Annotated in this window: 12 protein-coding genes; 6 read left to right on the forward strand and 6 right to left on the reverse strand. The window is 62.3% G+C overall.

Annotated features, from left to right (window positions below; translation table 11 throughout):
* Nucleotides 1–250: 250 nt before the first annotated feature.
* Together edd and eda are read left to right on the forward strand one after the other, a co-directional pair.
* Nucleotides 251–2,068: a phosphogluconate dehydratase gene (gene edd / locus VIZ63_RS05390; protein ID WP_349261130.1), complete on the forward strand. Its 1,818-nt coding sequence runs from the start codon at nt 251–253 to the stop codon at nt 2,066–2,068.
* Nucleotides 2,069–2,172: 104 nt separating this feature from the next.
* Nucleotides 2,173–2,817 (forward strand): bifunctional 4-hydroxy-2-oxoglutarate aldolase/2-dehydro-3-deoxy-phosphogluconate aldolase, encoded by a 645-nt coding sequence (eda, locus tag VIZ63_RS05395; RefSeq protein WP_331608503.1) that lies wholly within the window; start codon nt 2,173–2,175, stop codon nt 2,815–2,817.
* 354 nt (nt 2,818–3,171) lie between these two features.
* Here eda and VIZ63_RS05400 read toward each other — a convergent pair whose 3' ends face one another.
* Nucleotides 3,172–5,007 (reverse strand): glycosyltransferase, encoded by a 1,836-nt coding sequence (locus tag VIZ63_RS05400; protein ID WP_331608504.1) that lies wholly within the window; start codon nt 5,005–5,007, stop codon nt 3,172–3,174.
* A gap of 433 nt (nt 5,008–5,440) precedes the next feature.
* Nucleotides 5,441–6,028 (reverse strand): DUF502 domain-containing protein, encoded by a 588-nt coding sequence (locus VIZ63_RS05405; protein WP_331608505.1) that lies wholly within the window; start codon nt 6,026–6,028, stop codon nt 5,441–5,443.
* Between the two features lie 179 nt (nt 6,029–6,207).
* Here VIZ63_RS05405 and dacB point away from each other — a divergent pair, with 179 nt between their 5' ends.
* The gene (gene dacB / locus VIZ63_RS05410; RefSeq protein ID WP_331608506.1) at nt 6,208–7,662 is read left to right on the forward strand and encodes a D-alanyl-D-alanine carboxypeptidase/D-alanyl-D-alanine endopeptidase; all 1,455 of its coding nucleotides are present in this window, start codon (nt 6,208–6,210) and stop codon (nt 7,660–7,662) included.
* A 218-nt stretch (nt 7,663–7,880) separates the two neighbouring features.
* Nucleotides 7,881–8,471 carry a porin family protein gene (locus tag VIZ63_RS05415; protein ID WP_331608507.1) on the forward strand — a complete coding sequence of 197 codons (591 nt, stop codon included), beginning with the start codon at nt 7,881–7,883 and terminating at the stop codon, nt 8,469–8,471.
* 128 nt (nt 8,472–8,599) lie between these two features.
* Here the strand turns inward: VIZ63_RS05415 and VIZ63_RS05420 are convergent, their stop codons facing one another.
* Genes VIZ63_RS05420 through amrS form a run of 3 tightly spaced genes read right to left on the reverse strand, consistent with a single transcriptional unit; the run spans nt 8,600 to nt 10,568 of the window.
* Nucleotides 8,600–9,025, reverse strand: coding sequence for a VOC family protein (locus tag VIZ63_RS05420; protein WP_349261135.1), 426 nt, complete (start codon nt 9,023–9,025; stop codon nt 8,600–8,602).
* Nucleotide 9,026: 1 nt separating this feature from the next.
* The gene (locus tag VIZ63_RS05425; protein ID WP_331608509.1) at nt 9,027–9,464 is read right to left on the reverse strand and encodes a hypothetical protein; all 438 of its coding nucleotides are present in this window, start codon (nt 9,462–9,464) and stop codon (nt 9,027–9,029) included.
* A gap of 21 nt (nt 9,465–9,485) precedes the next feature.
* Nucleotides 9,486–10,568, reverse strand: coding sequence for an AmmeMemoRadiSam system radical SAM enzyme (gene amrS / locus VIZ63_RS05430; protein WP_331608510.1), 1,083 nt, complete (start codon nt 10,566–10,568; stop codon nt 9,486–9,488).
* A 29-nt stretch (nt 10,569–10,597) separates the two neighbouring features.
* Between amrS and amrB the strand changes: the two genes are divergently transcribed.
* A complete protein-coding gene (gene amrB, locus VIZ63_RS05435) occupies nt 10,598–11,407 on the forward strand; it encodes an AmmeMemoRadiSam system protein B (RefSeq protein WP_331608511.1) in 810 nt (269 codons plus the stop codon).
* The gene (gene amrA / locus VIZ63_RS05440) at nt 11,400–11,960 is read left to right on the forward strand and encodes an AmmeMemoRadiSam system protein A (RefSeq protein ID WP_331608512.1); all 561 of its coding nucleotides are present in this window, start codon (nt 11,400–11,402) and stop codon (nt 11,958–11,960) included. The genes amrB and amrA overlap by 8 nt, the downstream gene beginning before the upstream one ends.
* A gap of 55 nt (nt 11,961–12,015) precedes the next feature.
* Here amrA and VIZ63_RS05445 read toward each other — a convergent pair whose 3' ends face one another.
* On the reverse strand, nt 12,016–12,447 hold the full coding sequence (locus VIZ63_RS05445) for an SRPBCC family protein (protein ID WP_331608513.1): 432 nt from the start codon (nt 12,445–12,447) through the stop codon (nt 12,016–12,018).
* Nucleotides 12,448–12,456: the final 9 nt, after the last annotated feature.

Below are 12,456 nucleotides of genomic sequence, written 5' to 3' on the forward strand. Positions count from 1 at the left end.
CGCAAACCCGTGCAGAGGGTTTCGACCGAATTACCGGAGTCAATCACATGAATTCGTGTTCAGCCGCCTCGGTGCGTCGCTTATACGGCAGCGGACGGTTTCAGTGCGCGGATTGGCATTCCGGATCCCGGAATGACGTGGCCCGAGGCGACGCAGCGCATCAGTCAGCGCGAGTGCGATCACGGGGTCGAGTCTCTACAATCGCAGCTCGCCTTCTGTCCGCCGCCGCATCGATCAGGAGTAACCGGCCTTGAGCCCTCTGCACGAACGAGTCCGAGCAGTCACCACCAGGATTCGTGAACGCAGCGCCGGCCTGCGTGCAGACTATCTGCAGCGCATGGATCAGGCACACGGACGCAATGCCACCCGCGCCTCCTTGTCCTGTACGAATCTGGCCCATGGTTTCGCGGCATCGGACGCTACAGACAAGGAAGCGCTGAAGCAGCTGCGCTGGCCGAACCTTGCCATCGTGTCTTCGTACAACGACATGCTGTCGGCGCATCAACCCCTCGAACGCTATCCGGAGCTGCTCAAGCTCGCCGCCCGCGAAGCCGGCGCCGTTGCCCAGTTCGCAGGTGGCGTGCCTGCCATGTGCGATGGTGTCACGCAGGGTCAGCCGGGCATGGAGCTGTCGCTCTTCAGTCGCGATGTGATTGCGATGTCCACGGCCATCGCACTGTCACACAACATGTTCGACGCCACGCTCTGTCTCGGCGTCTGCGACAAAATCGTGCCCGGGCTGTTGATGGGCGCTTTGACGTTCGGTCATCTGCCGACGGTGTTCGTCCCCGCAGGCCCGATGCCCTCCGGCCTGCCGAACAAGGAAAAGGCGCGCATCCGCCAGTTGTTTGCAGAAGGCAAAGTGGGACGCGACGCGCTGCTGGAATCGGAAGCGCAGAGCTACCACTCGGCCGGCACCTGCACGTTCTACGGCACGGCCAACAGCAATCAGATGCTGATGGAAGTGATGGGGTTGCACCTGCCCGGCGCCGCCTTCGTGCCGCCGAACACACCGCTGCGCGATGCATTGACCAGCGCCGCAGCTCGCCGCGCGTCCAGAATGACCGCGCTTGGCGATGCCTACCTGCCGCTGGCGCAGACCATCGATGAGCGCGCCATCGTCAATGCCATCGTCGGCCTGCTCGCGACAGGCGGCTCAACCAATCACACGCTGCACCTGGTCGCCATGGCGCGCACCGCTGGCATCGTCATCAACTGGGACGATTTCAGTGAACTGTCCGACGTCGTGCCGCTGCTGACTCGCATTTATCCGAACGGCAGCGCCGACGTGAATCACTTTCACGCGGCCGGCGGCATGGGGTTCCTGATTCGCGAGCTGCTGTCAGCCGGACTGATGCACGGCGATACCACCACGATTATGGGAACGGGCCTGGCAGCCTATACGCAGGAGCCGTGGCTCTCGCCCGACGGCCTCGCGTGGCGCGATGCGCCGGCCGTCAGCGGTGACACGGAAGTCCTGCGTCCCGTGAGCGATCCCTTCGGCACCGATGGCGGGCTCAAACTGCTGCAAGGCAATCTGGGTCGCTCGGTCATCAAGACATCGGCGGTGCAAGCCCATCATCGCATCGTCGAGGCACCCGCCGCCGTGTTCGACAACCAGGGCGATGTGATGAAGGCCTTCAAGGCCGGCGCGTTGAATCGCGACTGCGTCGTCGTCGTGCGTTATCAGGGACCGCGTGCCAACGGCATGCCGGAACTGCATCAGCTCACGCCGGCCCTGACGTCGCTGCAAAGCAAGGGGTTCAAAGTCGCCCTGGTGACCGATGGCCGCATGTCGGGTGCGTCGGGCGCGGTGCCGGCAGCCATCCATCTCACGCCGGAAAGCCTGAGCGGCGGCCCACTCGCGCGCGTGCAGGACGGCGACATCATCACGCTCGACAGCTACACCGGCGTTCTCGAGGCACGCGTTGCTGCAGATGCATTCGCGAAGCGCGCTGTCACCCTTCCCGATCTGAGCAGCAATCAGCAGGGCATTGGCCGCGAACTGTTCGCCACGTTCCGCGCGGCTGCCGGCGATGCGGAAATGGGCGCAATGGGCAGCATGTGAAACTCAATTAACAATTGAAAATTGACAATGGACAATTGAGAACACACGTAACGCTGTCGCCCCCCTCTTCAACTATCAATTGTCAATTATCAACTGGATTCCCCATGTCCATCCGTTCCACGCTTGCTCTGGCTCCCGTCATTCCCGTCATCGTTGTCGAGAAGGTCGAACACGCCGTGCCGCTGGCCCAGGCGTTGTGCGCCGGCGGGTTGTGCGTTCTGGAGGTGACACTGCGGACACCGGCAGGATTGCCGGCGATCGAAGCCATGCGCCGAGCCGTGCCGGAGGCAGTGGTTGGTGTCGGCACGATTGCGCGTCCGGCGGACTTCACTGCGGCCGCCAATGCAGGCGCGCAATTCGGTGTCAGCCCGGGGCTCACTGCCGAGTTGGCGGCCGCTGCCAGGCAAGCGTCGTTTCCGCTGCTGCCCGGCATCATGACCCCGAGCGAACTACTCGCCGGTCTCGGCTGGGGATTCGACACGTTCAAACTCTTTCCGGCACAACAGGCCGGCGGCGTGAACATGCTGAAGGCGCTCGCCGGGCCGTTTCCCGATGTGGTGTTCTGCCCGACCGGCGGCATCACGCGCGCGACGGCGCCGGAGTTCCTCGGCTTGCCGAACGTCGCCTGCATCGGTGGATCGTGGGTGGCGCCCGCCGACAAGGTGCGGGCCGGTGAATGGAAAGCGATCGAAGAGCTGGCGCGGGATGCGGCATCGCTCGTGCGAGCCCGTCAGTCGGGTTTGAGCTGAGTTGACTGTGGCTCCGGCTGCAGCCCAATTGCACTGACTTTGGGCTTGCAGTCCGATTTCCAGGCTTTGTGGGTCCGGCTTCAGCCAGACAATCTTCGATCCTCAGATGTCCGGCTGAAGCCGGACCCACAGAAAGACCACTATTCCGTTCGTGCTGAGTTTATCGAAGCACATCCCGACAATAGCGCACCGTTTCAACAGTGCAGCGTTCACCCTTCGACTGGGCCCAAGGCGAACGGAGAATAGATCAGACCTTCCTTAATGCAGTGCCATTAGGCTTCAGCCGGACCACAGAAAGCCCACCAGACAGTCCTGAATGAAGGTCTGATTGAACGGAGAGTAGATCAGGGGTTCCTAATTGCCGACAGCTCGTTTGAGATCGTCGGGCGGATCCGCCAGCAGCTCGAGCTGGATCGATGAATCCTCTGCGGTCAGCGACTCCACCGGCGGCGGATCGAAGACGAGGGAGGTCTGCAGGGAGACGTCTTCCGGTTCCATCATGAATTCGATGGTGGGCATCGATCCCACTGAGGGCGCAGCGGGTGGCGGCTGGCGCGCCGACGCCTTCTCAGCGTCGACAGTTTTGAGGAGTTCGGGCGACTGCGCAGGTCGGGCGACAGGCTTCGCGGGTATCGATGCGGCCGCTGCGACGGTCGCAGGCTTCGGCGCCGCTTCCGACGGATCGACGTGCAGCTCTTCCGGCGTCAGCAGATCTCCCAGATCATCCGCGACACCTCGCGCCCGCTCGTTCATCCCGATGTTCGCGGCCGCTTTCGCGTCCACCTGATCCGACTCGAAGATTTCCAGCACATCCCCATCGCGCGGCGGCGGGGCGGCTTCGACCACAGGTTCCGGCTCCGGATCGGGCTTGTACTTCTTGTACGCCACCTTCGCCGCTGCGACGCGCGACTCGATCGAATCCGGGTCCGCAAGCTCCGTGCTCGCCACCAGATCGACGGTCTTCGATTTCGATCGGACGGCAGCAACGATTTCCATGTCCGGCGGCGGCGCAGGAATCGAGGCATCGATCTCCGGGTGCGGCACTGATTCTGCGGCCAGCGCCTGGCGGCCGACGATGTCGAAATACAGTTGCAGATACTTCTGCATCGAGCGCACCGGCACGAAGTGCGTCAGTGCATGCTTGCGCGCACCCTGCGCCATGAATACCCGCTTGTCGGCGGGCAGCTGCAGAATGCGGGTGATGCCGCGAATGAAGGCAGCGGGACTGCCCGGCTCGACAGCCACACCGAACTGACCGATGACCTCACCCTGCGCACCCATGCCGGTGGCAACGCAGGGCACGCCGCATTGCATGGCCATCACGAGCGTCATGCGCCCGCTATCCGTCAGCGAACTGGAACAGGCGATATCGCAGGCATTGAAGAACGAGGACATATCCGACCACTCGCCCAGCAGATGCGTGCGCGTACCCATGGTGCCGCCGCCGACCAGGGCCATGAGCGGTCCATTGCCTTTCTGCACGCCGTGACCCGCGAGCAGCAATGCCATGTTCGGATTCGTCTTGATCAGCTCGCCGACCGCCTTGATCAGCGTCGTGTGGTCGTGCTGCGTCTGGAACGGCGCGGCCATGCCGATGACGAATGCATCGCCGCCGAGACCAAGCTGTTCGCGCACTTTCTTGCGGGCCGCGAAGTCCGGCTTGAAGCGCGTCGGATCGACACCCGGCGGCACGACGACATGGCCGCCATCAGGAAAGCCTGCGCGCCGATGCAGCACCGCGGATGCTTCCGAGGTGTAGACGATGCGATCGACCTTCGCGGAATATCTGGCGAGCCACTTGAGCTTGCGTCGATCGATGAGGCCGGCATTCTTCGGCAGCGGCGCAGTCTCGCCGACACACCACACTACTTTCGGATTCCAGTCGCAGCGCGAACGCAGCACCAGGGCCGCGAGCTGGGCCGTGTGGCCCCATGCCTGGATCACATCGGGCCGGAAGGACTGGATCGCACCGAGCAGTTCCTTGAAGGCGCTCCACGCGAAGCGCTTGCGCGACAACGCAACGTCGTACACCGGAACGCCGGCCTGGCGCAGCACCGCGCCTGCCGTGAAGCCCGGAGCCAGCGACACGACCTGTGCCTTGACCTTGTCCTTCGGCATGCGCGTCAGCAACGGCATGAACAGCGCTTGCTGGATGGTGCCGCTGAGACCAGCGGAACTGCCCAGGTGCATTACACGCAGTGCTCGGAGATTGCCTTCTGCCACGACGGATTGACGATCAGTTTGGATGAGCAAAATCGTAACAGCAGTCGTAACGCCGACGGACACGCAGCGCGGGAATTGTTAATCCGGGCACAGTTCGCGGGTGACAAGAATTGGCATGTCGCGAAGTGCATCACACGGGATGCAGTAAAAACCCGCGCGAAGTCCGGTGGGTTACCCGAAGGAACGGAGTAACCGCATAGAACGCATAGAACGCAAAATCCCCAGAGTCAGGAAGAAGTAGCCGCAAAGATTCAGAGACACTCTGACCTCATTTTTCGATCTCTGCGCCTTCTGCGCCCATTTCCCCTCTCCGACCCTTGCGTTCTATGCGTTCTATGCGTTCTATGCGGTTACTCCCGTCTCCGGTTCCTTCGGGGATTGCGCCGCTAACGCGTACCCTTCAGCCCGGCTGGCTCGTCACGCCGCCGATGAGCACCATGCGCATCGCTTCCTCGACGGACAACTGCGTTTCTTCCAGCTCGGATTTATTGAGGTACAGGGTGTAACCGCCGATCTGGTAGCTCATCGGAAAATACACGGCGACGATGTCTTCGCCGTTACCGCCGAACAGGCGCGGATTCAGATCGTCTTCGGTGACGAATCCCACGAGGCGACCCGTACCGAAACGCCAGAGCACCACGCGCTTGAGATCGCGCGCCTTGCCGCCCGCTGGCAGGAAGCGCATGAAATCCTTCAGCGCACCGAAGATGGTCTTCACGATGGGGATGCGCGCCAGCAGCGATTCGCCGAAACGGATCAGGCGACGCACCACGTAGGCATCGACCAGCACGCCGGCGAGAATCACGACCAGGAAGGCCACCACCAGACCGAGCCCCGGCCAGTAATGCCCCATCGGCAGCACGAACTGCAGCGGTCCGCTGAGCATCGACTCCGCGGTTTTCGCCAGCCAGAAAACCACATAGACGGTCAGTGCCACCGGCAGTACGGCAGCCAACCCTTTAAGGAACGTATTCCACACACGACGCATGATGTCCCCGCCAGGAAGGCCGTTCCGGCACCTACGATTGCAACGGCGGCAGTATGCAGCCCGACATCGCCGAAGAGAATTCCCGTTGCCGTAACGCGCTGAATGTCGCCGCAGCACGGCGATCGATCCGCTAACATGCGCGCGTCTGCGTCTTCCGGTTTTCTTGCCGTATCTTCCCGATGCTTGTTCCCACGATCGCGCTGGCTCGCCCGCTGGCGGGCCTCATATTCCTGATCGCGACCCTGGTCGCTGCATCCACCTGCCTGGCGCGCGAATCGCCGCAGCTGCCGCCGACGCTCGTGCGTGCGATGAAGGCTGCAGGCATTCCCGAGCGCAACATCAGCATTCATGTGCGCGATGCCGGCAATGACGAAGCCGTCATCGATCTCAACGGCGATCAGCCGCGCAGTCCGGCATCCACGATCAAGGTGCTCACCACATTCGTCGCGCTCGACACACTGGGTCCGTCCTATACCTGGAAGACGCGCGTCTATCGCACCGGCCGGCTCGCAAACGGCGTGCTTACGGGCGACCTGATCCTGGTCGGCGGCGGTGATCCCTACATGACCAGCGAACGCTGGTGGAGCTTCGTACAGGGACTGCGCGAGAGCGGTCTCGTCCGGATCGATGGCGACATCGTCATCGACAACACCTACTTCGCACCGACCGCCGGCGGCCGCGGCGATTTCGACAACAAGCCCTGGCGCAGCTACAACGTGCTGCCCGACGCGCTGATGGTCAACTTCCAGACCTCGCGCTTTACACTGACCGCGCATCCGCAGCGCACGCGACCGCAGATCGTGGTGAATCCATTGCCGTCGAATCTGGTCCTGGAGAACCGGGCGACGATCGGTCAGGGACGCTGCAGCGGCGCCAACAATGGCGTCACCTTCAACACGCCTGCCGATCAGACCTCGACTATCGTCGTCGGCGGCACATTCCCCTCCGCCTGTGGCAGTTTCTCGCTCGCGCGCGCGATCATGACCGCGCCCGACTTCGCCTATGGGACATTCCGCACGCTGTGGTCACAGTCTGGTGGCACGATCGAGGGCGGACTGCGCGTCGCGCCGCTGCCCGTTGACGCCACGTTGCTCTACACGCACGAGTCGCTGCCGCTGCCGGAGATCATCCGGCTGGTGAACAAGTTCTCCAACAACGTGATGTCGCGGCATCTGTTGCTGACACTGGGCGCCGAGAAGTTCGGTGCGCCAGCGACCGCAGAGAACGGTCGTGAAGCCGTGCGACAGTGGCTGTCGGATCACGACATCCGCATGCCCGGCCTGATGCTCGACAATGGCTCGGGACTCTCGCGTGAGGAACGAGTCACGGTACGTGGCATGGCCGAGATGCTGGACATCGCCTGGCACAGCCAGTTCATGCCGGAGTTCGCCGCGTCGCTGCCGCTGTCTGCCGTCGATGGAACATTGCGCAACCGCTTCCGCGCCGCCGGCATGCAAGGGCGATTGCGCCTCAAGACCGGACGTATCGACGACGTCTCCGGACTCGCCGGCTTCGTCAATGCCGCATCCGGCAAGACCTACGTCGTCGTGATTCTCGTCAATCATCCCGGTGCCCAGAACGGCAGCGCGGACATCGTCCAGGCGGAACTCATCCGCTGGGTATTTGCACAATGATCGGCGGCGCCATGGAACTTTTCGCTCGCCGCGTAAAATCGCCGTAGTAATTTCTCGGTGCGCTTTGTTGCGCGCCCGCCGCGTCGCTACCCTCGGTGCGATGTCGCTCGATTCACTGGTTTTTCCGGAACACACGCGAGATCGGAGCGTTCTGCCTGCACGCTCAGTGGAATGAATGCCACTGATTTTTTTCTTCATTGAAGCAGGAGATCGGATTAATGAATCGAATCGTAGCCGCAGCAACGATGCTCGCACTCTCTGGCGCATGGACCGCTGCCAACGCAGAGAATGAGAGTGGTTTCTACGTCGGTGGCGGCGTCGGCCAGTTCAACGTACAGATCGACGACATCGACGACACGGACGAGGCGATTCAGCGTCTCGACGATGACGATACTTCGTGGAAGGCCTTCGTCGGCTATCGCTTCAATCCCTATCTGTCGCTCGAAGCGGCTTACATCGATTTCGGCGGACCTTCCGACAAGATCGAAGGCTCCGGGAGCAGCGGTGACTACAGGGTCGAGGCCAGCGGCTTCGCGCCGTACGTCATCGGCACGCTGCCACTCGGCCCCGTAGAGTTGTTTGCCAAGATTGGCTACTACTTCTACGACGTCGACCTGTCGGTCGATCTCGATGATCTCGGCGACGACGTGATCCGCTCCAGCAGCAGCGAGCAGGACCTTCTGTACGGCGTCGGTGTCGGCATGACGTTCTTCGAGCACATGCATGCCCGCCTCGAGTACGAGCAGATCGACTCTGACGTAGTCGACGACGCGGACGCCATCTGGCTGTCGGGCGCCTGGCGCTTCTGATGAGCAGCCGGGGAGTGACGGGCTTTTCCCGTCGCTCCCCGCCACTTGTCGCACATCTCACGATCGGCTGACTTTGGCCCCGCGCTTCCTGACACGGGTTCGAACGATATCGGTAATCACCCGGGCTATCACTCCTGTCCCTCGCGTCGGGTGAATCCGCGGCACACGACCGCCAGTTTGTTGCCGTCCGGGTCGCGAACGTACGTCGCGTAGAAGTCAGCACTGTAGGAACGCAATCCCGGAGCACCCTCCGACTGTCCGCCATTCGCAATCGCGACGGCGTGGAACGCATCCACCTGGCGCCAGGACATCGCGCGCAACGCCACCATCGTGCCGTTACCTGTGGTCGCAGCCTGACGATCGAAGGGCCGGCATACCCAGAGTGCATCCTGTTGCCGACCCTCGTCCGCATAGATACCCCATCCCGCCCACTCGTCCCAACCGGCTTCTCCCGAGGTATCGCACCGCGAGTAACCGAGCGTCGCCATCACTGCGTCATAGAAGCGGCAGGATCGATCCATGTCGTTCGTGCCCAGGCAGATGTACGCGAACACATCAGTCATGCTGCAACTCCGGCGTGAAATGCACATCGGCGATCCAGTTGCGCTGGCGCCGCGACAACCGCGTCGCTTCGTCCTCGGCATCGAAGCTCGCTGCGGTCCGCTGCAGTAGTGCAGAGTCGACATTCTCGAATGCATTCACATTGACGACGGCGTAGACGCGCCCGTCGATACGACTGGTAACGAGAGGAACGACGCCGCACGCGGCGCAGACATGGAAGTCCGCGGTCTCCGTGCCGAAGGCGTAGCGCGACACTCGCTCTGGATTCCGAACCTCGACTCGCAGCGAGCCTGTCCGACACGACGTCCAGACACCCCCATGCTTCAAACAGAACGTGCACGTGCACGCGCGAGCCGGAATGATCGTCGGCTCGGGCGCCCAGTCCAACGTGAAGGTCAGGTTGCCGCAATGGCAGCCGCCGCGAATCAGCATGCTCGATCCCCTGCTCTGGTCTTAGTGGTTTACTGCAAGCCGAACCGGCACACGTCGCGCGCCCCAGGTACCCGGCTCACCATCAAAGACGCCCGGGATGCGCGTCTCGCACTTGAGGCATCGACCTTGCGCATCGAGCTGCCATTCGCCGAGTTCGTACCAGTCGCGCTCGATGACCCGCGTGCCGCAATGAGCGCAGTACGTGCTGGAACCCACCGGATCGTGCACGTTGCCGGTGTAGACATAGTGCAGACCGTTGCGCATCGCGAGCTGCCGCGCGCGGGTCAATGTCTCCCCTGGCGTCCTGGATTTGTCGAGCATCTTCCAGTCGGGATGGAACGCCGTGAAATGCAGCGGCACGTCAGGCCCCAGCCGACTCATGATCCATTGCGTCATGCCATCGATTTCGGCGTCGGAGTCGTTCTCGTCAGGAATCAGCAAGGTCGTGATCTCGAACCAGACCTGCGTCTCGCGTTTCAGGTACTCCAGCGTCTCGAGCACCGGGCCGAGTTCGCCACCGCATATCTTGCGATAGAAACGTTCGGTGAAACCCTTCAGATCGACGTTGGCCGCGTCGATGTGCCGATAAAACTCCCTGCGAGGCTGCTCGCACATGTAGCCCGCGGTCACAGCGACACTTTTCACGCCCTCCTCACGACAGGCATCCGCGACATCCATCGCGTACTCCATGAAGATGACCGGATCGTTGTAGGTGAAGGCCACACTTGCACAACCGGCACTGCACGCCGCATCGGCCAGCATCTGCGGCGTCGCACGATCCGCCAGCGTGTCCATTTCGCGCGACTTGCTCATGTCCCAGTTCTGGCAGAACTTGCAGGCGAGGTTGCAGCCCGCCGTGCCGAACGACAGCACCGAAGTGCCTGGAAGGAAATGATTCAGGGGCTTCTTTTCGATGGGATCGATACAGAAGCCGCTGGAACGTCCGTACGTATAGAGTTTTACCTCACCGTCCTCGACACCGCGAACGAAGCACAGGCCGCGCTGAGCTTCATGCATTTTGCAGGCGCGCGGACAGACATCGCACTGGACCCTGCCGTCGTCCAGCCCATGCCAGTATCGTGTCGCGTGCGCGTCACTTTTCATCGGGAACTCACCAGCGTATATAGCCGATCATGCGCCTGGGATCCGAAAAGACAAGCACGCGGCCCGCAGCGGTCGCCGGGCTTTTCTATCCCGGCGACGCTGGGGAACTGCGCGACGCGGTGACGCAATATCTGCAGTCATCGCCCGACGACTCCCTACGTGCGCCGCCGAAAGCATTGATCGTGCCGCACGCCGGCTATGTCTACTCCGGCACCGTCGCCGGCGCGGCCTATGCGTCGATTGCTGCACGTCGCCAATCGATCCGTCGCGTGGTCCTGCTCGGCCCCAGTCACCGCGTCTACCTGCACGGCATCGCTGTCCCGCGTGCCGATGCCTTCGACACCCCGCTGGGCGAAGTGCCTGTCGATCGCGAACAACGCTCGATGTTGATCGCGAGCGGCGAAGTCATGTCGGCGGATGCTCCGCACGCAAACGAACACAGCCTCGAAGTACAATTGCCTTTCCTGCAGGTCCTGCTCGACGACTTCGAGATTCTGCCGCTCGCTGCGGGTACTGCCGCGCCCGATCACGTGGCCTCGGTGCTCACCCGCGTCTGGGGTCGCGAAGATACGTTGATCCTCATCAGCTCGGACCTGAGTCATTACCACGACTACGCCACGGCGCAACGCATCGACAGCGAGACGAGCGCGGCAATTCTCGCGAAGACCCCGACACTCACCGGGGAACAGGCCTGCGGCGCCGTCTGCATCAACGGGCTGTTGTACCGGGCGAAAGAAAAGCAGTGGCCGTTATCGCAGATCAAGCGCCTGAATTCTGGCGATACTGCAGGCGACCGTCGCCGTGTCGTCGGCTACGGCGCATTTGCCGTGCATGCTTGATCCGTCGCATCGTCACCTGCTGCTGACGCTGTCGCGTCAGTCCATCGTCGCGGGCCTGCGCGAGAATCGCCGCGTTCCTTCCCCTGACTTTGCACACGACGGCGTGCTCGACGCTCCGCGCGCGAGCTTTGTCACCCTGCGAGCAAAGGGTCATCTGCGCGGATGCTGCGGCACTCTTGAACCGCAGGGCCCGCTGGCCGAAGGCGTCTGGCGCAATGCCTGGGCGGCGGCTTTCTCCGATCCGCGCTTTGCGCCGCTGAGTCCGGATGAGTATCCGGACATCGACGTGCACATCTCCGTGCTGAGCCCGCTCGAATCGTTGCCGGCGATGACCGAACAGGAGCTTCTGCGAGAGCTGCGTCCCGACGTCGATGGCCTGCTGCTGCAGCGAGGTGCAGCACAAGCGACTTTCCTCCCGGCCGTATGGGAGCAGGTGTCCAGTGCAGTGGAGTTCGTCAGACAACTGAAACTGAAGGCGGGATGGACCGCGGACTTCTGGGCGCCGGACATTGTCGCCTGGCGCTATACGGCGGAGAGCTTCGGCGAGCACTGAGCGGTTTCAGGCGGATCGCGTCGGCTTGACTGAACTGCCAGGCGCCCGCTTTCGCTCACGGCATTTTGATCTCAACGAGTTCTTTCAAGCTCGAAAGAACGTCAGGGCCATCGTCTCCGCCAGAAGGAGCATCGGGCGGCGATGGTCGTGGGTCCTCCTGGCGGAAGAGCAGCGATGTGAGCCCACCACTCTCGGTCAACTCATAGGTCATGAAGAAGTAATGTTCTGGAATGTCCTGCAGACCGGGGTGCGGGAAGAACAGCGAGTACTTCAGACGCGAGCCCGGTATGAACTCGAGGACGGTGCCCTTCTGCTCAAAGATCTGCCCGTTCCATTCATTACGGAAAATGATCGGGGTTCCTGGCTCCCATGTGGTCAGCAGATCAGAGCCATACTGCCATTGCTTGACCAGGTCAGGCATGGTCAAGGCAAGCCAGACTTTGCTTGCAGGAGCAAGAATTTCAACAACTGAGTCGGATGTTTTCACTTGACCTCC

Origin of the sequence: Povalibacter sp., assembly GCF_036520495.1 — a bacterium.
Classification (GTDB): Bacteria; Pseudomonadota; Gammaproteobacteria; order Steroidobacterales; family Steroidobacteraceae; genus Steroidobacter.

Coding starts and splice junctions, on each gene's coding strand:
- amrA (WP_331608512.1), top strand. CDS start 11,400: ATGCTTGATCCGTCGCATCGTCACCTGCTGCTGACGCTGTCGCGTCAG.
- VIZ63_RS05405 (WP_331608505.1), bottom strand. CDS start 6,028: ATGCGTCGTGTGTGGAATACGTTCCTTAAAGGGTTGGCTGCCGTACTG.
- amrS (WP_331608510.1), bottom strand. CDS start 10,568: ATGAAAAGTGACGCGCACGCGACACGATACTGGCATGGGCTGGACGAC.
- VIZ63_RS05415 (WP_331608507.1), top strand. CDS start 7,881: ATGAATCGAATCGTAGCCGCAGCAACGATGCTCGCACTCTCTGGCGCA.
- dacB (WP_331608506.1), top strand. CDS start 6,208: ATGCTTGTTCCCACGATCGCGCTGGCTCGCCCGCTGGCGGGCCTCATA.
- VIZ63_RS05400 (WP_331608504.1), bottom strand. CDS start 5,007: ATGCACCTGGGCAGTTCCGCTGGTCTCAGCGGCACCATCCAGCAAGCG.
- eda (WP_331608503.1), top strand. CDS start 2,173: ATGTCCATCCGTTCCACGCTTGCTCTGGCTCCCGTCATTCCCGTCATC.
- VIZ63_RS05425 (WP_331608509.1), bottom strand. CDS start 9,464: ATGCTGATTCGCGGCGGCTGCCATTGCGGCAACCTGACCTTCACGTTG.
- amrB (WP_331608511.1), top strand. CDS start 10,598: ATGCGCCTGGGATCCGAAAAGACAAGCACGCGGCCCGCAGCGGTCGCC.